Genomic DNA, 23,075 nt, shown 5'->3' on the forward strand with positions numbered 1-23,075 from the left:
AAAACCGACCACTTATGTGCGAAAAATTATCTACTTGCCGAAAACAAGGCTGGCGGTTCGACGCGCCGTAGAGAATGCGGATTCGTCGTTTGCTTGATCGGAACTTACGTTTGGATCGTTCGAGCGGTCGGGTGAAAACGCCGATGACAACGACCAATTCCAATACCGAAGCGTGGTTTGGGCCTTCGCGACGCTGAGCAGATCATAAGTTTCTTCAAGATAGCCAAACATTCTATCGACTGAGCCGTCTTCGGCTTGCAATGGCCGCTTCAAGGCGAGCCAGAAATTTTTCAGTGACGGTTTTTTGAGACCGGTTGCTTTGCACAAGACGGCAATGCCATCCGAGCCTGGATCGCTCAAAATCTTAGCGCTCGTGACCGGCTTGATTCCGGCCAAATAGCCGATCTCCTGAACCAATTCGGGAGTCATCCCGGACACTGCAGCAGCTTCGATGGCGTGTTCCAGACTGTCATATGGACTGCGCTCGATGGCTGCACGATTGCGCTGTCGACGCTCGATCAGTTGCAGCGTTTTGCGCGCCACCGGATCTGCCCAGCCCTCTTTTGCAGCGATCGCGAAGACGTCGCCGCACATGCCAACCATTTCCGAACGGTCGGCCGCGTGGCGCTGCAAAATGATACGGCGCGTATTGCGATCGGACCACCAAAACATTGCCATCGCTTGGGCCGGTTTAAGCTCCAGACGGGTGATCAATAGCTCGACCAGGCCTTCTTCGCCGCGTGAGCGACTGACCAGCACGTCTACGGCTGTTTCTGAAAGCTCTGCCCCCTTGTTTCCGAGGAGCGCTTTGACCACCGAGATTTCGCCGCGCCTAGCCAATTGGTCAGCCACGGCAACGGGCACCTTCTTCCGCTTGGCAATCATAATCCGATGTTCGATCGAGACATGATCAATGATTTCAAGCAAATCGGAGCTATCGAATGCGTCGCTTGTCTCCAATAAGGGCTGCGCAATCTCTAGGTCGCACTGTGCAAGATACCGCAACACACGGCGCGGCGCTTCGCTCATCACAGCCAGTCGGCTGGCGCACAATAATCGCTCTTCTTCGGTCGCATGAAACAGCATATCGAGGAGAATGTCGCCGCCCATAGAGCGATCTTGAGGCGCCACTTGAGAGCCTGGCAAGGCAATATAATCAATCAAACGGCGCAGCAAAATCTTGCGCGCATGCCCGGTTTCGCTTGGCATGTCGTCAATTGGGTTTAATTCGCTCATCGGCCCGCTCCGGCTGTGAATCCGCACAACCTTGCCGTGAACTCGTTAACAATCCGATGAGATTAGGTTTTAGCTTTTCCAGGATGGACGACGAATAAAAGCATGCTCGCAGCAAGCATCGCGATCGCCAGCGCAAACAATTGCCCGCCATCTGTTGGAGTGTCCGCACCCAGCGATAGCGGCACTTCGCGCCCCAAAACGTTTGGCATCAGGTGAAAAGCAACCGCGCCAGATAGGATCAGGAACGACAATCCCGCCCCAAGACGGCGCGTCACCGGCAATAATAACAGAAACGCCGCCAACAGTTCGCCAATCGCGACAAGCACCCGGCCCGTAGGTTCGAACAAAGCGATTTGAGTCTTTGCCGCGATGGTTGCAAAAACGATGTTCTGTCCCGCCGGATCAAACAGTTTCACGCTGCCCTCGGGCGGGTTCGGTAATGGATGAATCGTCGCCTGAACAAACATGGCGATCAAGAATAGAGCCAGCCCCCAACTCCCCAACTGACGCATGGCTCGCATGGATGTCTCTCCTAATCTAATCAAATATGACTAGCACGCCGATCAGACAGCTCCAAGACAAAGGCTTGCTCTGCGCCGACATTTCCTGTTGCGTGTTCTCAAATCCCGCGACAGTTTAATCGGCTGGGAGCAAGGGCAAGAAGCATGAGCGAGAAGCCAGAAACGGCTGAAGACCTCGAAGATCCGGATATTCTGGAAGAAGCGCGTTCTCCCCTTAGCGGCATGGGCTCCGCAATGAGTGCTGGCGCCTCTTTGCTCGAAACCGCGCAATCGATGATGGCTCAGAAAACCCGTCGTGGGGTCAAAATTGAGCTACCTGCTTATCTGTCTGTCCAAGCCACTTGGTTCATCGCCTTTGGCCTGCAAATGGTGCTGTTTCCCTATTTGATCACCAATAAATTGGGGCTCGGCGGCACCGAACTTGGCATTGCCAATCTCGCCTTGTCTGGTCCATCGGTTGTCTTCTTATTGCTGGGTGGCGTGATTGCAGAGCGGGCGTCCGGCAAGTCGCTTTTAATGATCTTGCACTTGTTCGCAGCGCTGCCGGCATTTGCATTGGCGTTCGCGCTCGCCACCGACAATCTCAGTTATCCTTTGATGATTGCCTATGGCTTGGCGCTCGGCACGGTTGGCGCCTTTATGATGCCGGCACGCGACTCGATTTTGAACGAAGTGGTGGAACGGCGCGAGCGGGTCGGCTCAGGCGTAACTCTCCAGCAAGGCGTCGCTTTTGCGACGCTCGCTCAATTTGCGGCCCAGATAACCGGCCTGATCCTGGGCGGCTATGCGGACAAAATGACCAAAATGCCAGAATGGCTTGGCGGCTTTGGCGTCGGACCAATTGATAGTTGGTTCTTATTGGCGCTTCAGGGCGCGGTTGTTGCTGCGGGCGCGTTGCTCGCTTTCATGCTCGCGAAAGGTCGGAAAGTGAAAACCGGCCGCTCAGGCTTCGGCGCCGCCTTTGGGGATATTGGCGAAGGCTTCAAAGTTGTTGCTGGCGACGCCAAACTCTGGGCGATGACCGTATTGATGTTTGGGGTTGGAATCTTCGTGATCGGCGCTTTCTTAGTCGTGCTGCCAATCATCAATCGCGATGTTTACGGGCTTTCTGGCGATGGCATTCGAGACATGTTCGTGACGTTCTGGCTCGGGGCATTCGTCTCATCCGTGGCGCTGTCTTTGTTTAAGAACATCAAGCGTCAGGGCCGCCTTCTTTTGATCGCGCAGCTTTTAGGCTCGCTCGCTATCCTGCCGATGATGACTCGGATCCCACACGAGGCGTTTTTAGCCATTGTCTTCACCTGGGGCCTATCGGCCGTGGTTTCGATCGCCATGAGCCGCTCGATTGTTCAAGACGCCGCCCCGAAAGATCAGTTGGCTCGGGTGCTCTCAATCTATCAGCTTGGATTTATGGCGGGCGCACCTTTTGGCGCAGCGATTATGGGCTGGCTGGTCGACGCGTTTGGGCCGTATAAAATCGCGATCGTGCCGGCGGCCGGCATGACAATTTTGATCCTATGGATGGCTTTGCGAACACCGATATGGAATCTAAAAAACGAGGCGTACAAACCCAAATCGTAACGCCCTGGGAGGAAAATCCGTGAAAAAACTTGGCATAGGTCTCGGCGTTTTCGTGCTGCTCAGCACAGCGGTGTGGTGGATGATCGGGTCAGATTGGCGACGCCTTATCACCAGTCTTCCAACTGATGCAGAAGTTTTGTTCTGGACCGAAAGCCAGCGCGATGCCGGATTTCGGATGATGGATCGCGTCCCGATGCTCGTGGCGGCCCGCGAAATCCCGACATCCAACACGGTCAGCCTCTTAGAAGAGGGCCCGGCGCTGACACTGCCAATTGATATCGATGCCTATATGACCGAGCAGCGCCATGCCGCCCTGGTCGTCCTTCAGGACGGAAAGATCCGGCTGGAACGATATGGCTTAGGCTTCCAAAATGATGGGCGTTGGACCAGTTTCTCAGTCGCCAAGTCCTTTACCTCCACCCTGGTTGGGATCGCGGTCAAAGAAGGCGATATCGAATCTTTGAGCGACCCTGTCTCGAAATATATTTCCGGGCTCGAAAACTCCGCCTATGACGATGTCACGGTCGAACAGCTTTTGACCATGTCGTCGGGCGTGGCGTGGGACGAGACTTATACGGATCCTAACTCTGACGTCGCCAAGTTCAATCTTCATGTCGCCGAAGATGGCGGGTCGAACTTGGTCAGCTATATGGCGACCTTGCCCCGCGCTCATCCGGCGGGAGAGGTTTGGAACTATTCAACTGGCGAGACCAACCTCATCGGCGTCCTGGTCGGCGAAGCAACGGGCCGGACGCTCTCGGAATATCTCTCAGAGAAAGTATGGAAGCCGTATGGCATGCAGCAACATGCCTCATGGTTGCTCAACGATGACGGTACCGAGATTAGCGGCTGCTGTATTCAAGCGGCGACTCGTGACTTTGCCCGCTTTGGTCAATTCATCTTGGAAGGCGCGCAGATCGATGGCGAACGGCTGGTGCCAGAGGATTGGTTAGAGCGCGCCACGACGACGCGCATTGGGTATGGCGAGCCGGGTCATGGATACGGATATCAATGGTGGACTTATGATGATGGGGCTTTCGCCGCTGATGGCATTTTCGGGCAAGGCATCTTCATCGACCCAAGCCGCAATCTCGTGATCGCGACCAACAGCAATTGGACCACAGCCTTAGGCGATGTCGATGGCGAGCATGCGAAACGGGAAGACTTCTTTAAGCTTGTGACCGCTGCGATCGACGCCGAAGCTGCCAATTAGGCGCACGCCGCCGCTCTTGCGCATTCTGCATAGATGATATGGCAAAGCCGGACTTTGCTGGCTGACACCGCGCACCTAAATCGGTGGACGTCATAGGAGCGCACCATGAAACATTTCGGAGACATCGCCTTCACCGAACACGTGAAAGCCGAGCAAGAAGCGCGCGGCTCGCGCGAGATGTATGCCGGGATGACCGCGCGCCCTACTCCATCGGGCTTTAGTGATCGAGAAGCGGCCTTTATCGCCATGCGCGACAGTTTTTATATGGCGACGGTCTCAGAAGACGGTTGGCCTTATATCCAGCACCGCGGCGGCCCGCGCGGATTTCTGAAACTCTTGTCTGACACCCAAATCGGGTTCGCGGATTATCGCGGCAATCGCCAATATGTTTCGGTGGGAAATCTTGAGACCGAAAAACGTGTTTCTCTTTTCCTGATGGATTATCCCAATCGCGCCCGCCTGAAACTCCTCGGCAAGGCCCGCGTGCAAGAGGCGGATGCAAACCCGGATCTCGCCTCAGAACTCGCGGTCGAAGGCCAAGGCAAGGTCGAACGCCTCTTCACAATCGACGTGGAAGCGTTCGATTGGAACTGCCCTCAATTCATCACACCGCGCTTTACCGAAGCCGAATTATCCTCAAGCCTGACCCCTTTGGTGGAAGAGCTGCAGACGCTCCGGCAGGAGAATGCCTTCCTGAAGCAGGAACTCGGGCGCTGACGCTAAACGCAGACGACTCTAAAAAATCTCTTCACAAAGTGTTGACGCGCGGGGCCGCCGGACCTAACTGCAGCGCATCGTTAGCAGTCGAGGGGTGTGAGTGCTAATGCTCGCATCGGGCTAACGAAACAAACACAATGAACTGACGAACAAGAGGTTTGCTCATGAAGTTCCGTCCACTAGGCGACCGCGTTCTGGTCCGCCGCGTTGAAGAAGCCACCAAAACTGCTGGTGGCATCATTATTCCAGACACCGCTACTGAAAAGCCGCAAGAAGGCGAAGTCCTTGCTGTTGGCAATGGCGCGATCGGTGATGACAATGAGCGCGTTCCGCTCGACGTCAAAGCTGGCGACAAAATCCTGTTCGGCAAATGGGGTGGCACCGAGGTGAAAATCGACGGTGAAGACCTGCTGATCATGAAAGAAAGCGACATCATGGGTGTGATCGAGGGCTAAGCCTCGCCTCCCATTTTTTCCAATCATTCTATTTGAAAGGTAAGCATTATGGCTGCCAAGCACGTAAAATTCGGCGCCTCTGCGCGCGAAAAAATGCTCGCCGGTGTGGATACACTGGCTGATGCGGTAAAAGTCACGCTCGGCCCTAAAGGTCGTAACGTTGTCATCGAAAAGTCTTTCGGCGCCCCGCGCACCACGAAAGACGGTGTCACAGTCGCAAAAGAAATCGAGCTTGAAGATAAGTTCGAGAATATGGGCGCACAAATGCTGCGCGAAGTTGCGTCTAAAGCAAATGATGTTGCTGGTGACGGCACAACAACAGCGACCGTTCTCGCACAAGCCATCGTTCGCGAAGGCATGAAGCGCGTTTCTGCCGGCATGAACCCAATGGACCTCAAGCGCGGAATCGACAAAGCAGCGGCTGAAGTTGTCAAAGATCTCGCGCACCATTCGCGCAAAGTGAAAGACAATTCTGAAATCGCAATGGTTGGCTCTATCTCAGCCAATGGCGACGCTGAAATTGGCGACATGATCGCAAAAGCGATGGAAAAAGTCGGCAATGAAGGTGTGATCACCGTCGAAGAAGCCAAGTCTCTCGAGACTGAGCTCGACGTTGTTGAAGGCATGCAGTTCGATCGCGGCTACCTGTCTCCTTACTTCGTAACCAATGCTGACAAAATGACGGCTGAGCTCGATGATCCATTCATCCTGCTGCACGAAAGCAAACTGTCTTCACTGCAGCCAATGCTGCCAATCCTTGAGTCTGTTGTTCAGTCTCAGCGCCCACTTCTGATCATCGCAGAAGACGTAGACGGCGAAGCGCTGGCAACTCTGGTTGTCAACAAGCTGCGCGGTGGTCTGAAAATCGCTGCTGTGAAAGCGCCTGGTTTCGGTGATCGCCGTAAAGCCATGCTGCAGGACATCGCGATCCTGACCGGTGGCCAGGTCATCTCTGAAGATCTTGGTATCAAGCTTGAGAACGTGTCTCTCGACATGCTCGGGACTGCGAAACGCGTCAACATCACCAAAGACGACACAACTGTCGTTGACGGTGCTGGTACGAAGAAAGACATCGAGGCGCGCGTGGGTCAGATCCGCAAGCAAATCGAAGATACTTCTTCGGATTATGACCGTGAAAAGCTGCAAGAGCGCCTGGCGAAACTCGCCGGCGGTGTCGCAGTCATCAAAGTTGGCGGCGCTACTGAGATCGAAGTGAAAGAGCGTAAAGACCGCGTCGACGACGCCCTTAATGCGACCCGCGCTGCGGTTGAAGAAGGCATCCTCGCAGGCGGCGGTACAGCGCTGCTCGCAGCGGCTGGCAACATTGACGTCACTGGCGAAAATGATGACGAGCAAGCTGGCATTGATATCGTCGCAAAAGCGCTTGAAGCGCCTGTGCGTCAGATCTCTGAGAATGCCGGTGTCGAAGGTTCTGTTGTGGTCAACACAATCCGCAACGGCAAAGGCAAAGGCTACGGCTTCAATGCGCAAACTGAAGAGTATGGCAACCTGATCGAAATGGGCGTTATCGACCCAGCGAAAGTGGTTCGCTCCGCTCTGCAAAACGCAGCCTCTGTTGCTGGTCTTCTGATCACCACTGAAGCCGGTATTGCCGAAGCACCTAAGCCAGACGCACCGGCCATGCCGGGCGGTGGCGGCATGCCAGACATGGGCGGCATGGGCTTCTAGCCTGGTCGATGAAAGCGAAAAATCAGTCTGGTGGACTGATTTTGGGGCTAGATGGCTGCGACAGCGGCAGGCCCACAAAAACACAAAGGGCGGCTCATTGGGCCGCCCTTTTTCATTTTGGATTGTTGGCGCTAAGCCTGAACCGGTTTCGGATAATACTGATCCATAAACCGCGCGACATAGGCCATCAGCGTTTTGTCTTGTTTGATGAAGCGCCCTAGTGGTTTCTCAACCGGCGTAACAATGGCAGCGCGCAACATTGGCACCGCACTAAAGTCAGCGGCCGTCGCGTTCTCACCAAACAGGAAGGGCTTATCGCCGAGCACCTCACGGATTGCGATCAAGTCTCGCCGGACCCGATCAAATCGATCTTCTTTTGTGTGCAAGCCCATGCCCTGTCCTTTGACCTGCGCCAAGGCCTGTTTACGGATATGGCCGGTGATGAAGCCGCGCAGGATCTTCGGAATATCGCTGAAAAAGGCCTCGCGGACATATTCCCAATTGTCATCCTCGCCCCAGCGATCGGCGACAATCGCGAAATAAATATGTTCCTCGACCATGCGGATGAGGGCACGAGAAATTCCGCGCTCGCGTTCAGACAGGCCTTCATCAAAGTCGATATCGGCAACGGTTTCGATAAAGGCTCGGATCTGCTCGCTATCCGGCGTTTCTTGGCCATCGACCTCAATGAAAGGCAATTTGCCATTTGGGGCTTTGCGGGGATCGCCGGTTTCAATGATTTCGTGCGGAATACCGGCGGCCTGCAACATGCACATCGACTTCATGCAAAATGGGCTGGCGGTCGGCTCTTCAAAGGCGGCGGGATAGACGGTGAGTTTGATCATGGGAGGTTTGGTCCTTGCTGCTGACATTCGGCTAGCACGCCCCTCTTGTCACTTTCTGTCAGGAGTGTTTGGTAAGATCCGTCATGGCCAAAAGTGATCGCCTTCTTCAATTGATGCAGTGTCTGCGAACCTTTCCGGCGCCGGTCAAAGCGCATGCTTTGTCAAAAGAACTCGGGGTCTCATTGCGGACGATTTATCGCGACATTGACTCGCTACGGCGCTCAGGTGCCTTGATCGATGGCGAAGCTGGTTATGGCTATACATTGCAAGAAGACCCGGCGCTGCCGCCAATGATGTTCAGCCGCGATGAAATGGAAGCCTTAGTGCTCGGCCTCCGCGAAGTGGTGCAAGTGGCTGACCCGGTCCTCGCCAAAGCCGCGGAGAATGCACTATCCAAACTCAAAGCCTCTCTGCCCGAACGGATGCGGGCGGAGTTTGAGCATGCCGTGCTCTATGCCAAACGCTCTTATTGCCGACCAGAAATCACCATCGACATTGAGGCGCTTCGCAATGCAACGCGCAATGAGCAAGTGATCGAGATCGATTATTCAGATGTCGAGGAGAACCGCACTCAACGCGCCATACAACCGCTGGCAATTGTCTTTTTCGATCGATCGCTGGTCGTCCTCGCTTGGTGCGAAATGCGCGCCGCGTATCGATCATTTCGGATCGACAGGATCCTCGAAATGACGGTCACTGAGCGATCGTTCCGGCCGAGGCGGGTGTCCATGTTGCGGGAATATTTGGATCGCTTGGAGCGGTCTTTTCCGGGAGATTGATCGCCCAGCCACGCTGAGCGAAACTGTTCACTCAAAATGCGCGCTCCAGTCTCTTGCATTTGCAAGTACCGCCGCGTAACGAGAGGCCATGAGCAAAGTCTATGAAAGCGCGGCCGCTGCGCTCGAAGGTGTCCTGTTTGACGGCATGGTGATTGCCGCGGGCGGATTTGGCCTATGCGGTATTCCAGAATTGTCGATCCAAGCCCTTCGCGATGCTGGCACAAAAGATCTGACCATCTATTCCAACAATGCGGGCGTTGATGATTTCGGGCTAGGCCTGCTCCTGCAAACCAAGCAGATCTCAAAAATGTGCTCGTCTTATGTCGGCGAAAATGATCTCTTCATGCAGCAATACCTGTCTGGCGAGCTGGAACTCGAGTTCAACCCGCAAGGCACGCTGGCGGAGCGGATGCGCGCCGGTGGTGCTGGTATCCCTGGATTCTACACCAAGACGGGCGTCGGCACCGTGATTGCCGAGGGGAAAGAAGTGAAGTCCTTCCGCGGCGAGGACTATATTCTGGAAGAAGGCATCTTCGCGGATCTCGCCATCGTCAAAGCATGGAAAGCCGACACGACGGGCAATGCGATATTCCGCAAAACGGCCCGCAATTTCAACCAGCCTGCCGCGACCTGCGGCAAGGTCTGCGTCATGGAAGTTGAGGAAATTGTGGAGCCGGGAGAGCTGGATCCAGACGCGATCCACATTCCGGGCATCTATGTGCACCGATTGGTACAGGGGACTTTCGAAAAACGGATCGAACAGCGTACTGTGCGGGAGAAAGCGTAATGCCTTGGACACGCGACGATATGGCGGCGCGCGCCGCACAAGAACTCGAAGACGGTATGTATGTGAATCTAGGGATCGGCATTCCGACCCTTGTCGCCAACCATATCCCGGATGGCATGACAGTCACGCTGCAGTCAGAGAATGGCATGCTCGGAATGGGCCCATTCCCGTATGACGGCGAAGAAGATCCCGACCTGATCAATGCCGGCAAACAGACCATCACCGAACTGCCGCACACCGCCTATTTCGATAGCGCCACCAGTTTCGGCATGATCCGAGGCGGCAAAATCGCGATGGCAATCCTGGGCGCAATGGAAGTTGCTGAGAATGGCGATCTCGCCAATTGGATGATCCCAGGCAAGCTGGTTAAAGGCATGGGTGGGGCCATGGACCTGGTTGCAGGCGTTGGCCGCGTGATTGTGATCACAGACCACAATAATAAAAAAGGCGCGCCGAAATTGCTCAAAGACTGCACGCTTCCCCTAACCGGCAAAGGCGTGGTCGACCGGATCATAACAGATCTCGGCGTGTTTGACGTGGTCGAAGGCGGTCTGAAAATCATTGAACTGGCACCAGACGTGACCGAAGACATAGTCAGAGAGCGCACCGCCGCAGCGATTGTGTGATGAAAGGCTTCGGACCAGAGACGTTCGGAAAGCTCCACGCGGACACTTATGATGCGCTCCACAATCCCGGCACGACGGAAGACGCTGTTGCCCTTTTGGCTGAACTGGCCGGGCGCGGGCGTACGCTCGAACTTGCCATCGGCACTGGGCGCGTGGCGCTGCCACTCTCGCAGCAAGGGATTGAGATTTCAGGCTTTGATGCATCACCTGAAATGCTGGCCAAACTGAAAGAGAAATCGGGCGGTGACCGTATTCCGACCTATGTCGCCGATATGACGTCTTTCGACCTCGGTGAGCGGTTTGATTTCGCCTTCTTGATCTTCAACACGATCTACAATCTGACCTCGCAGGCCGACCAAGTTTCGTGTTTCAAGAGTGTCGCCAAACACTTGAACCCGCGCGGAAAATTCCTGGTCGAGACCTTCATGCCAAATCGCGAGAGGTTCGAAAATCATCAAGCGGTCCGCACCAAACATGTGAGCTACAACCATGTTTGGCTGGAGGCGGCCCAGCACGACCCCGTCACGCAAAACATTGCCTATCAACGCATTCACATCACAGCTGATGGCGTGAGCCTTTCGCCCTTACCGATGCGCTATATCTGGCCATCGGAGATGGACTTGATGGCAGAACTGGCAGGCATGGAACTGGTTGACCGCTGGGGCAGCTGGCAACGCGCGCCGTTCACCAAGGATAGCAATATGCATGTGTCGCTCTATCAATTGAAATAGGCCGGCGCGCCGAACAACACCCCACCAGGTTTTCCCCACGGCACGGATTGAACCGCCTCTGGAACAAGCTATCCCTCGCCTAGATAAAAGCAGGGAGCCCGTCATGCCGAAAGGTGCAATGCCCGTTTTAGTTGGCGTCGGCCAAGTCACAGATCATTGGGATGGCACAGCTGGGCCAGAAGGGGCGCCATCACCGAAAAGCCTTTGCGTTGAGGCCAGCAAGCTCGCTTTGAACGATGCTGGAATTTCTGCAAACGAAATTGATACGATCGCTGTGGTGCGCATCTTTGAAGATAGCGTCCCCGGCGACCGACACCCGCATGGCCACAATTCCAACCTGCCCGGGACAATTGCGCGAGACATTGGCGCGACACCGTCCCGGGCAATTTATGCCGCGGTTGGCGGACAGAGCCCGCAACAGCTCGCCAATGAAATGGCCGCCCGCATTCATGCCGGCGAATTTGAGTGCGCCTTGGTGACAGGATCAGAGGCCAACAAAGCCTCCAAAGTTGCGCGCAAACACGGCGTTGAGATTGATTGGGCAGACAGCGCTGATCTCGAGGTCGAAGATCGCGGCATGGGCGAGATGCTGCTGTCGCGCCCCGAGATCAAACACGGGATTGTCGCACCCGCCTATTTCTATGCTCTGTTCGAAAACGCCATGGCGGCACGCGATGGCCAGACTCGATCGGGGCGACGCGCTGAGATGTCAGACCTATTCGCAAAGTTTGCTGCGGTCGCCGCGAGCAATCCGCACGCGCAATTCGACACGAGCCGCTTTGATGCAGACTTTCTCGCAACGCCGAGCAAAGCCAATTATCCGTTCGCTGATCCCTTCCTCAAATGGCACATTGCCCAGGATGCGGTGAACCAGAGCGGCGCCTTTATCATCATGTCAGAGGACAAAGCGGAGGCTCTCGGCATCGCGGCAGACAAACGCGTCTATCTCCACGGTAGCGGCGAAGCGTCTGATGATTATATCTCCGAACGCCCCGTCCTGGATGGGTCTTGGGCGATGGAAACCGCGATCCATCGGGCGCTGGCACAGGCCGGCACAAGCCCAGAATCAATCGGCGCGTTTGATCTCTATTCGTGTTTTCCATGCGCGGTGTTCAGTTCCATGGCTGTGCTCGGCATTGATCATAAGACAGAGAGCCGCCCGCTTACACTGACCGGCGGATTGCCCTTCTTTGGCGGTCCGGGAAATAATTATTCGATGCATGGGATCGTCAGCATGACAGACTGGCTGCGGGCGCATCCTGGTCAATCAGGGCTGGTCCTCGCGAATGGCGGCTGGATGACCAAAGAAGCGGTCGGCGTCTGGTCAACCACGCGCCCAGACACGTTCACGCCCGTGGAGCCGATGGCAAAACCCAGCGAAAAAACCGCATTGGTGGATACCGCCCCTGAAGGCCTGATCGAAACTTACACCGTCACCTATGGCAAGGACGGCCCGATGAGCGGGATCATCTTCGCGCGGACAGAAAGCGGCGAGCGATTCATCGCGGTCGCCGCGCCAGAAGCCATGCCGCGACTGCTCGAAGAAGAAAGCCCGGTTGGCCTGAAAGTCAGCGCCACGCTTGCCGATGAGCGGAACACATTCGTGTTTGCGTAGGCGGAAAGGTCAAAACGCGACCGTATAGCAAAGCTATTCTGCATAGCGGGCGCCCGATCTAGGGACTGGAAACCTCAGTTTATTCTCGCTAGACGACGAGAATGACAGCGCTAGACACTCCCGCCCCGACAGTAGAAAATGCCAAAGCCGCTTTGCGTCAGCACGCAGAACGGATCGCGATCGACCCGCGAACCAATTCTGTTTTTGCTTATGCGCAAGACTTGTTTCGCGGACTAGAGACCGACCAACTGACGCTCGCAGATTTAAGCCAGACGAGCCAATCGGTCTTTGGCGATCTAATCCTCGCTCGCGCTGATCGGTTTCGAAAGCAGCACGACAATGGCGCGGATCTTCAAGCCAGGCTGCAAGGCTTAGCCGATAGCGGCTGGGATGAGTTTAAATCGGTGCTGGAAACGCCTTTAGGCGGGGTTGTCTTCACCGCCCACCCAACTTTTGCTCTCTCCCCAAGCGTCCGCGCGAAATTTGCAGCGCATGTCTCAACCAATACCGCTGCCAGCGCCCAAGCCTTGCGGGAAGCTGTTCAGGAAGATGGACGCGCCTGGTCAAAATCAATTTCGCTTTTAGGGGAGCACGAGGAAGCCCAAGCCACGATCACCAACGCTCAAAGCGCGCTCTCTGCCTATGCGAAACGCGTTTATGATGTCGCTCGGCAAGCCTTTCCCGACAAATGGCGCACGCTGAGGCTTAGCGTTCCGACGCTCGCCAGCTGGGTTGGTTATGATTTGGACGGCCGCACCGATATCCATTGGTCACAATCCTTTGCGCTCCGGCTGCAAGAAAAAGCGGTGCAGCTCAGCCGTTATGTCAACGACCTGCGCGAACTCGCAGAAACAGCGACTGGCGAGACCCAAACCGAACTGACGGCACTTAGCGAAAAGCTTGAAGCCGCAGCGACTTTGACCGAGGCGGAAGCGGAAATTTTTGGCGAAGATCTGACCCAACCTGACAATTTGGTTCGCGCCGCTAATGAGCTGACAAAAGCCCAACCGGACCGACTGATCAGCGCGCAACCGATCATCGCCGCGCTGACCGATCTCGCGGCGAATGAAGCAGACGAAGCATTGGCGCGAGACCTCTTAGCGCTGGCAACCAAAGTCGACGCGCTCAAGCTTGGGACAGCCCGCATCCATCTACGACTCAATGCCGAGCAAATCCGAACCGTCATCAGCCGCGATCTTAGCTTGGAAACGGAAAACCGGGACCTTGGCCGCAGCGCCCTTAAAAAGCTCTCCGACTTCGCCTCCGTCGAGCAGCCGCTAAATGTAAACTTCGCCGATCTGTTCCTCGAGCAATCCACCGCGCGACGCCAGTTCATGATGTGTGCGCAATTGCTGAAACATATCGATTCAGATTCCACTATTCGCTTCCTTATCGCGGAGAGTGAAAACCCCGCGACGGTTATGGGCGCGCTCTATCTGGCGCGGCAATATGGCGTGGATCATCAGCTGGATATCTCGCCCCTATTTGAGACGCCAGAAGCGCTCGAAACCGGTGGCCGCTTCATCGAGCAGCTACTCGAAGAGCCTGAATATATGAAATATCTCAATCGGCGGGGCTATCTCAGCGTTCAGCTCGGCTTTTCTGATGCCGGGCGTTTCATCGGCCAAGTATCGGCCGATATGGCGATTGAGCGGATCCACAATCTGATCAGCCGCGCCGTGGCAAAAGCCGATGCTGGCCTGTCGCTGCTCATCTTTAACACGCATGGCGAGTCCATGGGGCGCGGCGCTTGGCCTGGCAGCTTTGATCAACGCTTCGATCACTTGCTGAGCCATTGGACCCGCGAGCAATCTCGTGCCCGCGGCGTTCCGATCCGCCATGAAGTCAGCTTTCAAGGCGGCGACGGATACCTTCATTTCGCCAATGATGATCTGGCTGCCGCGACCTATAATGCGTTTGCCGATCATCTTCTTTCCGAACCAAATGACACATCGGACGACCCGTTCTATCAGCGCACAGATTTAGTTTGGGATTTCTATCGCGCGCTTCGACGCTGGCACGAACGCCTGTTTGCCAATCCAAATTATGGCCACCTGCTGAATGATTTTGCGACCAATTTTTTGGTCAAAGCCGGATCACGTCAGCGGCGACGCACCACCGGACCCGCCGGGCCAAGATCGCTGCGGGCTATCTCTCACAATGCGACGCTCCAGCAATTGGGCGTACCGGTAAACACAGCCGCCGGCATTGGCTCAGCCCTTCGCCGCGAGCAAGATCAAGTGAACGATCTGATCAAAGAATCGCCGCGGATGCGCGGACTGATGAAACTGGCCTCGATGGCCCGGTCCGCCACCAGCGTTCCGGTGCTGCGCGCCTATGCCAGCGTCTATGACCCGACCTATTGGGTGGCGCTGTCCAAATTTGCGGACACACCAGATCAAGCGCTGGCCTATCGGCGGATCTATTATCTCCTGCAATCGAGCCAGACCAATAATTCGATCGAACTCATCGCCAATACGTTCAGCATCGATTTCAGCAAATTCGATCCAATGCTCTCCAACATGGAGCAAGCGCCAAGCTCGGAAGAGCGCCGTGAATCGCGACTCGCAGTCCACGTGCTGCACGCCATTCGTCAGGCTCTAATGATGAAAGCCCTCTCGCTTGCTGGCCAATTGCCAACGGTGTCTCGGCGCCATGAATCTTCCGTGGTCGACATCATGAATTTGATCCAAACCATGCAAATCGGCGACGCCGTAGCTCTGCTTTGCGAAATCTTCCCAGCCTCCCGCGAAGAAGAGGTTACGCTCGCCGATCTGAATGAGCCCGGACACATGACTGGCAACCCGGCGAACGGCTACGACCAACTCCACGCCGACGTGATTAAACCACTCGAAGAAATCGACCGGATGATGCACCAAATCACACTGGCAATTTGCCAAGCCTATGGCGCATACGGATAGGCTAAAAAACCACTTGCCTGTCGCAGCGAGAAGCTCTTGAAATCCGAACAAAATTGATCGGAGAAAAACATGAGTGAAGCGGCACAGCGATCCGGCCCTTTGGCGGGTGTGAAAATAATCGACATGTCCTCGGTCGTGTTAGGTCCTTTTGCGACCCTGATTTTTGGGGATCTCGGCGCCGACGTCATCAAGATTGAAGCCGGTCAAAAAGGCAAAGCGGGCGATATGATGCGCTATGCCGGTGCCTCGCCAACTGGCGATCTCGGGCCGATCTATACCAGCCTCAACCGCAACAAAAAATCGGTCCAACTCGACGCCAAAGAGCCTGACGGCAAAGCGGCGATTATGGCGATGCTGAAAGATGCCGATGTGTTCTTCCACAATGTCCGTCTGGCTGGCATGGGCCGTCTCGGTTTGGACTATGAAAGCGTCAAAGCGATCAATCCTGGGATTGTGTACGTCCACTGCGCGGGCTTTGGCGCTGGCGGTCCTTATGAAAAACGTCAGGCCTATGATGACCTGATCCAAGGCGCTTCGGGCTTTGCCTCACTCAATGCGATGCGGTCAGGCGCCGACCCGGAATACGCCCCAAGCTTGGTCGCTGACAAAACCGTGGGTCTGTTCGCCACATATGCGACGCTGGCAGCCCTGTTCCACAAGCAAAAGACCGGCGAAGGACAATTTGTTTCGGTTCCAATGCTGGAAAGCTTCACCTTCTTCAACATGGTCGAAAACCTGTATGGCGAGACCTTCCTGCCGGGGAATGGCAAGCTCGCCTATACGCGCTCGATCAATGCCAATCGCAAGCCATACAAGACCAAAGATGGCTATATCGGCCTGGTGCCTTATTCCGATAAACAGTGGGAACAGTTCTTCGAGTTGGGCGGCAAGAATGGCGTTTTCGAAGACCCGCGTTTCTCAACCTATTCCGCGCGGACCGAAAACATCACCGACCTCTATGCGATTATCGGCGAGGTCGCTTTGCTCAAGACCACGGATGACTGGCTCACATTGCTTGACGAAGCCAATATTCCCGCCATGCGCTACAATGAAATGGGCGATGTCTTGACCGATGAACACCTCAACGCCGTCGGGTTCTTCGAAACGCGCGAGCATCCGGATGCTGGCGCTTATCGCAGCATGAAACACCCAGTTGAATTCAGCGCCACGCCGGCCGATGTCGCCCTTGATCCGCCGCGCCTCGGCGCCGATACGGAGACGGTGCTGGCGAGCCTCGGCTTGTAAACACCGGGGCCCGCCAAGCTTTCAGTCATTGCAGAGCTTCTGCGTCTTCAACTCTTTTTTAGAGAGCTGATGTTTCGCGATGATCCGCCAGCGCGGGACGGGCTCGGCGGAGGCTGCCGACAAGGCCGCAACCAATTCCCGGCCTTGCAAACGGCGACCGAACCGATCTTCCGGCGGATAATCAGTATCGATCTGAAACCAACAACCTTTGAGCTTTAACAATATCCGCGTGTCGGTCAGACAGCGCAAATTGTGAACATACTCGCCCCGGGACCGGCGCTTGCGATCATCGCGTAATTTGTCACGATAATGGGGCACACCGAGCTTGCGGCACAGCTTGTCGGTTCGTTTGATCAAACCATCCTTTGGATCAATATAGAGCTTCGCCCACCACTGATCTGGCGGCATTGGGCGCCCCCAATGATTGCTCGCCATCAGGCTACCATCCCGCGCCACAGTCACTTTGACTAAGATGAAATCCGTCAAGTGATCGCGGACGTGCTGCTTGACCGTGCTGCCTGTGTCGAGATGCTCGCTGATTTCGCTATAAACTTTGTCCCAGGGCCGACCGACCTGCTTGTTGAGATAGCGCTTTAGCGGCGACAGATTCTCATTCAAACATTTGGTCCAGCCTTCGCTTTCGAGCACCATCCGATGCCCGGTTGCGTGTTTCCGGTCTGGAACTTTGTCATAACGCAGCTTGGATCGGGCAGCATGGCGACTGCCCCATCGTGGGCGCTCAACAATAACTTTAAACATGTCCTCACGCATGAAGACCTCCTGCCAGCCTTTCCGGCTGAATTGAAATGAATGGAGCGCTAATAAACGCGCGCAATGAGTCGCCATGGCGACCCGATTGAAAATTGCCCATTGGAAAGGGTCCTGAATCTAAGAGAAAGAAACGGGGTTACGATTTGCGATTACTGTCTGCATGTACCCCTCCTCATCTTGATCAGGTTGGCAGAGCGTGCGGCCTTAAGCGCCAAATCTGGCAAAGGCAAGGCAATCCTAGGTGAAACCCTTACTTTTCTGTCCGCCTCGCTTCTGGCATAAGCCGCAGCCATGTCAGATATCCGCGTCACCGCCTTGTATAAATTCGTCCGTTTCGATGATCCCGAAACGCTGCGGGAGCCTTTGTTTGAGCGTCTCTCGGCGCTCGGCATTAAAGGCACGATCCTGCTGGCAACCGAGGGCGTCAACGGCACGATTGCTGGGACAGACGAGGCGATGGATGACGCTTTGGCGGCGATCCGTGCTTTGCCGGGGTGCGAGGCACTTGAGTGGAAAGACAGCCATGCCGAGGCCATGCCTTTCTTGCGTTTAAAAGTGCGCTTGAAAAATGAAATCGTGACCATGGGCGTGCCCGGGACCGACCCAACCTGTTTGGTCGGCTCATATGTCAAACCGCAAGACTGGAACGCGCTGATCACGGATCCCGACACGGTCGTGATCGATACGCGCAATGATTACGAGGTTGCACTCGGCACGTTTCAAGGCGCGATCGACCCAGAGACCGAGACCTTCCGGCAGTTCCCGGACTGGTTTGAGAATTTTCGTGCAGAGCTCGCGAAACAGGGCCGCACGCCCAAAATTGCGATGTTTTGCACCGGCGGTATTCGCTGCGAAAAATCGACCTCTTATGTTAAATCGCTCGGCATCGATGACGTCTTCCACTTGCAAGGCGGCATTCTCAAATATCTGGAAACCGTGCCGCGCGAAGACAGCCTTTGGGAAGGCGAGTGCTTTGTGTTTGATGATCGCGTGAGCGTCGGGCACGGGCTCGAAGTCGGCGACTATCAGCTGTGTCATGCTTGTCGCCACCCGGTCAGCGCTGACGACCGCCAACACGCCCATTTCGAAGAGGGCGTCTCTTGCCCGCGCTGTTTTGGCACGTTCACGGACGAGAAAATGTCCGCCTTGCGCGAACGCCAAAAACAAGTCCGCCTCGCCAAAGCCCGTGGCGAGACCCATATTGGCGACGATGTTGTTATGACGCCTAGAAAGAAAGCCCCTGCGTGAGCGCCAATCGGCCCATTCTCTACTCGTTTCGACGCTGCCCTTATGCGATGCGGGCGCGCATGGCGATTGCGGCGGCTGGTATAGAATGCCGCCTGCGCGAAGTTGTGTTGCGCGATAAGCCATCCGAAATGTTGGAAGCGTCGCCGAAAGGCACCGTGCCCGTCATCGTGGAGATGGATGGATCGGTGATCGAAGAGAGTTTAGACGTCATGGCCTGGGCACTCTCGCAAAATGATGCTGAAAATTGGCTCTCCCCGGAGCAAGGCGATCGCGCGGAGATGGACCGCCTGATTGCCGAATGTGATGGGCCGTTTAAACGCGCACTTGATCGCTACAAATATCCAAACCGCTATGAGGACGAAGGTGCGAATCGCGACGAACAACGCGCGCTCGGCCTGGCTTTTCTCGAAAAGCTAGACGCTCAACTGACCTCGCAAGCCTATCTGTTTGGTGATCGCGTGAGCTATGCCGATATCGCCATCTTCCCCTTCATTCGCCAGTTCGCCAATACCGATCGCAATTGGTTCGATGAGTTAGACTTGCCGCATCTTCAGACTTGGCTGGAGGCGCATCTAAACAGTACGCGATTTAAGCAGATCATGCCCAAATATGCGCAATGGAAAACTGGTGACGACGAGCCGGTTTTTCCGGCCCGCCCTTAAGTCGCACGATTGCCCGCCTCGTCATTCAATCGATCTCGCAAAATAAAACAACGCGCCAAACCGTTCGATTGGCGCGTTGTTAATATTAGGAGTTTTGGCGAGAATTAGCTCGCTTCTGCTTCCGGCTCTTCGCTTGGACCGCCGCCTTCGTTCAGCATGACATCTGATAAGAGGCCAGAGCGTTTGCGGACTTCAAGCTCGATCTCATCAGCGATGTCTGGATTGTCTTTCAGGAATTGGCGGGTCTTTTCACGGCCCTGACCGATCCGCTCTGGGCCATAAGAATACCAAGACCCAGACTTTTCGATGACTTCACATTTGACCCCGAGATCAATGATTTCACCGGTTTTCGAAATGCCTTCGCCATAGATGATGTCAAACTCAACCTGCCGGAAAGGTGGGGCGACTTTGTTCTTCACCACTTTTACGCGGGTCTGGTTACCAATCACTTCGTCTTTATCTTTCAGCGCGCCAATGCGGCGAATGTCGAGACGAACAGACGAATAAAATTTCAGTGCATTGCCGCCGGTCGTGGTTTCCGGGCTGCCAAACATGACGCCAATCTTCATCCGGATTTGGTTGATAAAGATCACCATACAATTGGATTTAGAAATCGAGCCGGTCAGCTTACGCAAAGCTTGGCTCATTAGACGGGCTTGCAGGCCCGGCAGGCTGTCCCCCATCTCGCCTTCAATCTCTGCGCGCGGGGTCAGCGCCGCAACAGAGTCGATGATCAGAACATCAATCGCGCCAGAGCGGACCAATGTGTCGGCAATCTCAAGCGCTTGTTCGCCAGTGTCTGGCTGTGACACCAGCAAATCATCAAGGTCTACGCCAAGCTTACCCGCATAGACCGGGTCGAGCGCATGTTCCGCATCGACAAAGGCACAAACCCCACCATTTTTCTGGGCCTCGGCTGCAATGTGCAGCGACAAGGTCGTCTTACCTGAACTTTCTGGACCATAAATTTCGATCACACGTCCTTTAGGTAACCCACCAATGCCGAGCGCGATGTCGAGGCCAAGCGATCCGGTTGGGATCGCCTCAATATCCATGGCCTTTTGTTCGCCAAGGCGCATCACCGAGCCTTTACCAAAAGCACGGTCAATGTTGGCTAGTGCTGTTTCGAGAGCTTTCTGCTTATCCACGCCGGATTCCTTATCCACAAGTTGCAGGTTGGGTTTGGACATGAGTCGTTCCTTTTCGTCTATAACATACTCGGCGAAGAATGGCCCCGAGCCCGCCAGCTGACATCCATGTACCACATTTGTTCACGAGAACAAAGCAAAAACTTCTTGCGGATTTGTAGACTTCCTTTTGCCGCCAAGGTCAGGCATATTAGGCACCATGTTGAAAAAGACTGACCGACAGCCCGGCGAGGCCAAGATTCGTTATCTCGATGCAGACCTGGAACTGCTAAGTCCTGGGGATTACGTGATCTGCGCCGTGACAGGCCGCAAAATTCCGCTCGCGGCTTTGCGATACTGGAGCGTGGACCGCCAAGAGGCCTATATCGATGCTGCCGCCGCAGCGACGCGAATGGCAGAGCCAGAATAAATGCTGCTACGCGACTGGCTGCTCATCGGCCTGACCTGGTTTGGCCTGCCCGCCCCTGCAACCGCAAACGAAGCCGTCATCACTTGCGCCGGCCAGGCCGTGCAGGGTGGCTTGCTCATCTGCGAGGCACCGGCGGGGAGCACATTGGTGGTTTCCGGATCAAAAGGGGAAGCGCTGCGCGACGTCCCCGTCGCCGAAGACGGGCTCGCGACCATCGGCTTACGCCGCACCGAAGCTTTAGAATTCTTGATCACCGATAAAGACGGCTGGGCGGAGCCAATCACCCTGTCGCTTTCAGAGCGCGATGATCCGTTCCGGACAATTACTGGGCTCGATTGCGATAAAGTTGATGCGCGCACCGAAGAACAAAAAGCCCATGCCGGGCGCAGCTGGGTCAAAAAGCAGGATGCGTTTAAGACCTTTCATGACGGCCAAGGTGCTCGCAATGGCTTTATCCGGCCATCAACCGGTCCGGCCTCATCGCCTTTTGGCCCTGCGCGCAAATATATCGGCGTCGGCAAAGACGGAGAGCCGTGCGAGCGCACGTCGGTGCATCGCGGCTATGATATCGCCATCCCAGTCGGCACAGAAATCGTCGCTCCCGCCGCAGGCACGGTGACGCTCGGCGATCCAGATCTTTATTATGAGGGCGGCACTGTGTTTCTCGATCATGGCGATGGTCTGATCTCGGTCTTCCTGCATATGTCCGAAGTAGATGTCTCGGCAGGCGATGTGGTCTCAGCTGGTGAGCGGCTTGGCGCCAGTGGCAATACCGGCCGCACCACCGGACCGCATTTGCATTGGGCGGTCAAATGGCGAAACTCAACAAGCGAAGATCGCGGCAAAGACTTCTATATCGATCCGGCTTTACTCCTAGAGCTCGATCCGGTTGATGCAGGCTAAGGCTTTAGCAGCGTCGCACCGACGGTTGTTCCGCTCTCAAGTGCCGTATGCGCTTTTGCGACATCGCTGAGTGGGAAAGTCTGGCCAATATGGGCTTTGATCGTGCCAGAGCGCAGCGCGCCGAATAGGGCCGCCGCCCCGCGACGCATACTTTCAGCATCGCCAATAAAATGAAACAGTCCCGGCCGGGTAAGTACCAAGGAGCCTTTGCCGCCCAAAGTGGTCGGCGCGACAGGATCGGCGGGGCCTGAGGCGTTGCCATAGCTGACCCACCAACCGCGCGGCTTGAGGCTATCGATTGATGCCTCAGCTGAGGTTTTCCCAACGCTGTCATAAGACACATCGACGCCTGCTCCGCCGGTAAGCCCGCGGACTTCGGCTGCAACGTCTCCAGATGAGAACACGACATCTTGCGCGCCAAGCTCTTTTGCGCGGGCCGCCTTTGCCTCACTTGAGGTGACCGCAATCACGCGAACGCCCATCGCCGTCGCCCATGGCACGAGCAAGGATCCAACGCCGCCAACCGGTGCCCAAACCAAGGCTGTTTCACCAGGCGAAGCCCGGCGAACTTCAAACAAGAGCATCCACGCGGTCAGGCCTTTGAGCAGCACCGCCGCGGCCTCTTCTTCACTGACCCCATCTGGCAGTTTCACCATCGTCGCTGCAGATCCGGTATAGTGGGTCGCATAAGTGCCAGCGCCGAGATAGGCGACGCGGTCGCCAACAGCCACATTGGTCACACCTTCGCCAATTTCCTCAACAATGCCCGCGCCTTCTGAGCCTGGCACGAACGGGAGCTTCACCGGGTAGAGACCGGTGCGGTGATACGTGTCGATAAAATTGAGGCCGGACGCCGTTTGGCGCACCATGGCTTGACCAGGCCCGGGCGCTCTTGGGGCGCGAGCCTGTTGTTTTAGGACCTCCACGCCGCCCGTTTCGGTCATCTCGATCACATATGGCTCAGTCATGGCGC

Annotated in this window: 22 protein-coding genes; 16 read left to right on the forward strand and 6 right to left on the reverse strand. The window is 55.7% G+C overall.

The window, feature by feature from the left end; translation table 11 throughout:
* Window positions 1-30: 30 nt before the first annotated feature.
* Together MY069_RS05550 and MY069_RS05555 are read right to left on the reverse strand one after the other, a co-directional pair.
* Complete coding sequence (locus tag MY069_RS05550; protein ID WP_482796076.1) at window positions 31-1,236, reverse strand: DUF2336 domain-containing protein; 1,206 nt, start codon at window positions 1,234-1,236, stop codon at window positions 31-33.
* Window positions 1,237-1,298: 62 nt separating this feature from the next.
* Complete coding sequence (locus MY069_RS05555) at window positions 1,299-1,757, reverse strand: hypothetical protein (RefSeq protein ID WP_482796077.1); 459 nt, start codon at window positions 1,755-1,757, stop codon at window positions 1,299-1,301.
* 144 nt (window positions 1,758-1,901) lie between these two features.
* Between MY069_RS05555 and MY069_RS05560 the strand changes: the two genes are divergently transcribed.
* The 5 genes from MY069_RS05560 (at window position 1,902) to groL (ending at window position 7,412) form a co-directional block, all read left to right on the forward strand.
* Window positions 1,902-3,338 carry an MFS transporter gene (locus tag MY069_RS05560; protein ID WP_482796078.1) on the forward strand — a complete coding sequence of 479 codons (1,437 nt, stop codon included), beginning with the start codon at window positions 1,902-1,904 and terminating at the stop codon, window positions 3,336-3,338.
* A 19-nt stretch (window positions 3,339-3,357) separates the two neighbouring features.
* Window positions 3,358-4,551, forward strand: a complete 1,194-nt coding sequence (locus MY069_RS05565; RefSeq protein ID WP_482796079.1) for a serine hydrolase domain-containing protein — start codon at window positions 3,358-3,360, stop codon at window positions 4,549-4,551.
* Window positions 4,552-4,656: 105 nt separating this feature from the next.
* Window positions 4,657-5,268, forward strand: coding sequence for a pyridoxamine 5'-phosphate oxidase family protein (locus MY069_RS05570; protein ID WP_482796080.1), 612 nt, complete (start codon window positions 4,657-4,659; stop codon window positions 5,266-5,268).
* A 164-nt stretch (window positions 5,269-5,432) separates the two neighbouring features.
* Window positions 5,433-5,723, forward strand: coding sequence for a co-chaperone GroES (groES, locus tag MY069_RS05575; RefSeq protein WP_482796081.1), 291 nt, complete (start codon window positions 5,433-5,435; stop codon window positions 5,721-5,723).
* Between the two features lie 48 nt (window positions 5,724-5,771).
* Entirely contained in the window at window positions 5,772-7,412 is a 1,641-nt protein-coding gene (gene groL, locus MY069_RS05580; protein ID WP_482796082.1) for a chaperonin GroEL, read from the forward strand.
* 131 nt (window positions 7,413-7,543) lie between these two features.
* Here groL and MY069_RS05585 read toward each other — a convergent pair whose 3' ends face one another.
* A complete protein-coding gene (locus MY069_RS05585; protein WP_482796083.1) occupies window positions 7,544-8,257 on the reverse strand; it encodes a glutathione S-transferase family protein in 714 nt (237 codons plus the stop codon).
* Window positions 8,258-8,340: 83 nt separating this feature from the next.
* Here MY069_RS05585 and MY069_RS05590 point away from each other — a divergent pair, with 83 nt between their 5' ends.
* The 7 genes from MY069_RS05590 (at window position 8,341) to MY069_RS05620 (ending at window position 16,961) form a co-directional block, all read left to right on the forward strand.
* On the forward strand, window positions 8,341-9,036 hold the full coding sequence (locus MY069_RS05590) for a helix-turn-helix transcriptional regulator (protein ID WP_482796084.1): 696 nt from the start codon (window positions 8,341-8,343) through the stop codon (window positions 9,034-9,036).
* 88 nt (window positions 9,037-9,124) lie between these two features.
* Entirely contained in the window at window positions 9,125-9,823 is a 699-nt protein-coding gene (locus tag MY069_RS05595) for a CoA transferase subunit A (RefSeq protein WP_482796085.1), read from the forward strand.
* Window positions 9,823-10,449: a CoA transferase subunit B gene (locus MY069_RS05600; RefSeq protein ID WP_482796086.1), complete on the forward strand. Its 627-nt coding sequence runs from the start codon at window positions 9,823-9,825 to the stop codon at window positions 10,447-10,449. Before MY069_RS05595 ends, MY069_RS05600 begins: the two co-directional genes overlap by 1 nt.
* Window positions 10,449-11,180: a class I SAM-dependent DNA methyltransferase gene (locus tag MY069_RS05605; protein WP_482796087.1), complete on the forward strand. Its 732-nt coding sequence runs from the start codon at window positions 10,449-10,451 to the stop codon at window positions 11,178-11,180. Before MY069_RS05600 ends, MY069_RS05605 begins: the two co-directional genes overlap by 1 nt.
* A 103-nt stretch (window positions 11,181-11,283) precedes the next feature.
* The gene (locus MY069_RS05610) at window positions 11,284-12,795 is read left to right on the forward strand and encodes an acetyl-CoA acetyltransferase (RefSeq protein WP_482796088.1); all 1,512 of its coding nucleotides are present in this window, start codon (window positions 11,284-11,286) and stop codon (window positions 12,793-12,795) included.
* Window positions 12,796-12,896: 101 nt separating this feature from the next.
* Window positions 12,897-15,716, forward strand: a complete 2,820-nt coding sequence (locus tag MY069_RS05615) for a phosphoenolpyruvate carboxylase (RefSeq protein WP_482796089.1) — start codon at window positions 12,897-12,899, stop codon at window positions 15,714-15,716.
* A 69-nt stretch (window positions 15,717-15,785) separates the two neighbouring features.
* On the forward strand, window positions 15,786-16,961 hold the full coding sequence (locus MY069_RS05620; RefSeq protein ID WP_482796090.1) for a CaiB/BaiF CoA transferase family protein: 1,176 nt from the start codon (window positions 15,786-15,788) through the stop codon (window positions 16,959-16,961).
* A 21-nt stretch (window positions 16,962-16,982) separates the two neighbouring features.
* Here MY069_RS05620 and MY069_RS05625 read toward each other — a convergent pair whose 3' ends face one another.
* A complete protein-coding gene (locus MY069_RS05625; RefSeq protein WP_482796091.1) occupies window positions 16,983-17,732 on the reverse strand; it encodes a hypothetical protein in 750 nt (249 codons plus the stop codon).
* 291 nt (window positions 17,733-18,023) lie between these two features.
* Between MY069_RS05625 and trhO the strand changes: the two genes are divergently transcribed.
* Together trhO and MY069_RS05635 are read left to right on the forward strand one after the other, a co-directional pair.
* On the forward strand, window positions 18,024-18,980 hold the full coding sequence (gene trhO, locus MY069_RS05630; RefSeq protein ID WP_482796092.1) for an oxygen-dependent tRNA uridine(34) hydroxylase TrhO: 957 nt from the start codon (window positions 18,024-18,026) through the stop codon (window positions 18,978-18,980).
* Window positions 18,977-19,642, forward strand: a complete 666-nt coding sequence (locus MY069_RS05635) for a glutathione S-transferase (RefSeq protein ID WP_482796093.1) — start codon at window positions 18,977-18,979, stop codon at window positions 19,640-19,642. The genes trhO and MY069_RS05635 overlap by 4 nt, the downstream gene beginning before the upstream one ends.
* 104 nt (window positions 19,643-19,746) lie before the next feature.
* Here the strand turns inward: MY069_RS05635 and recA are convergent, their stop codons facing one another.
* Window positions 19,747-20,832: a recombinase RecA gene (gene recA / locus MY069_RS05640; protein WP_482796094.1), complete on the reverse strand. Its 1,086-nt coding sequence runs from the start codon at window positions 20,830-20,832 to the stop codon at window positions 19,747-19,749.
* A 157-nt stretch (window positions 20,833-20,989) separates the two neighbouring features.
* Between recA and MY069_RS05645 the strand changes: the two genes are divergently transcribed.
* Complete coding sequence (locus MY069_RS05645; protein WP_482796095.1) at window positions 20,990-21,199, forward strand: DUF2093 domain-containing protein; 210 nt, start codon at window positions 20,990-20,992, stop codon at window positions 21,197-21,199.
* Window positions 21,200-22,102 carry a M23 family metallopeptidase gene (locus tag MY069_RS05650; RefSeq protein ID WP_482796096.1) on the forward strand — a complete coding sequence of 301 codons (903 nt, stop codon included), beginning with the start codon at window positions 21,200-21,202 and terminating at the stop codon, window positions 22,100-22,102.
* Here MY069_RS05650 and MY069_RS05655 read toward each other — a convergent pair.
* Window positions 22,099-23,070, reverse strand: coding sequence for a quinone oxidoreductase family protein (locus MY069_RS05655; RefSeq protein WP_482796097.1), 972 nt, complete (start codon window positions 23,068-23,070; stop codon window positions 22,099-22,101). The genes MY069_RS05650 and MY069_RS05655 overlap by 4 nt on opposite strands.
* Between the last annotated feature and the right edge of the window lie 5 nt (window positions 23,071-23,075).

Source organism: Hyphomonas sp. ske169 (assembly GCF_056850855.1).

Coding starts and splice junctions, on each gene's coding strand:
- MY069_RS05550 (WP_482796076.1), bottom strand. CDS start 1,236: ATGAGCGAATTAAACCCAATTGACGACATGCCAAGCGAAACCGGGCAT.
- MY069_RS05555 (WP_482796077.1), bottom strand. CDS start 1,757: ATGCGAGCCATGCGTCAGTTGGGGAGTTGGGGGCTGGCTCTATTCTTG.
- MY069_RS05560 (WP_482796078.1), top strand. CDS start 1,902: ATGAGCGAGAAGCCAGAAACGGCTGAAGACCTCGAAGATCCGGATATT.
- MY069_RS05570 (WP_482796080.1), top strand. CDS start 4,657: ATGAAACATTTCGGAGACATCGCCTTCACCGAACACGTGAAAGCCGAG.
- groES (WP_482796081.1), top strand. CDS start 5,433: ATGAAGTTCCGTCCACTAGGCGACCGCGTTCTGGTCCGCCGCGTTGAA.
- groL (WP_482796082.1), top strand. CDS start 5,772: ATGGCTGCCAAGCACGTAAAATTCGGCGCCTCTGCGCGCGAAAAAATG.
- MY069_RS05585 (WP_482796083.1), bottom strand. CDS start 8,257: ATGATCAAACTCACCGTCTATCCCGCCGCCTTTGAAGAGCCGACCGCC.
- MY069_RS05590 (WP_482796084.1), top strand. CDS start 8,341: ATGGCCAAAAGTGATCGCCTTCTTCAATTGATGCAGTGTCTGCGAACC.
- MY069_RS05595 (WP_482796085.1), top strand. CDS start 9,125: ATGAGCAAAGTCTATGAAAGCGCGGCCGCTGCGCTCGAAGGTGTCCTG.
- MY069_RS05600 (WP_482796086.1), top strand. CDS start 9,823: ATGCCTTGGACACGCGACGATATGGCGGCGCGCGCCGCACAAGAACTC.
- MY069_RS05605 (WP_482796087.1), top strand. CDS start 10,449: ATGAAAGGCTTCGGACCAGAGACGTTCGGAAAGCTCCACGCGGACACT.
- MY069_RS05610 (WP_482796088.1), top strand. CDS start 11,284: ATGCCGAAAGGTGCAATGCCCGTTTTAGTTGGCGTCGGCCAAGTCACA.
- MY069_RS05615 (WP_482796089.1), top strand. CDS start 12,897: ATGACAGCGCTAGACACTCCCGCCCCGACAGTAGAAAATGCCAAAGCC.
- MY069_RS05620 (WP_482796090.1), top strand. CDS start 15,786: ATGAGTGAAGCGGCACAGCGATCCGGCCCTTTGGCGGGTGTGAAAATA.
- MY069_RS05625 (WP_482796091.1), bottom strand. CDS start 17,732: ATGCGTGAGGACATGTTTAAAGTTATTGTTGAGCGCCCACGATGGGGC.
- trhO (WP_482796092.1), top strand. CDS start 18,024: ATGTCAGATATCCGCGTCACCGCCTTGTATAAATTCGTCCGTTTCGAT.
- recA (WP_482796094.1), bottom strand. CDS start 20,832: ATGTCCAAACCCAACCTGCAACTTGTGGATAAGGAATCCGGCGTGGAT.
- MY069_RS05645 (WP_482796095.1), top strand. CDS start 20,990: ATGTTGAAAAAGACTGACCGACAGCCCGGCGAGGCCAAGATTCGTTAT.
- MY069_RS05650 (WP_482796096.1), top strand. CDS start 21,200: ATGCTGCTACGCGACTGGCTGCTCATCGGCCTGACCTGGTTTGGCCTG.
- MY069_RS05655 (WP_482796097.1), bottom strand. CDS start 23,070: ATGACTGAGCCATATGTGATCGAGATGACCGAAACGGGCGGCGTGGAG.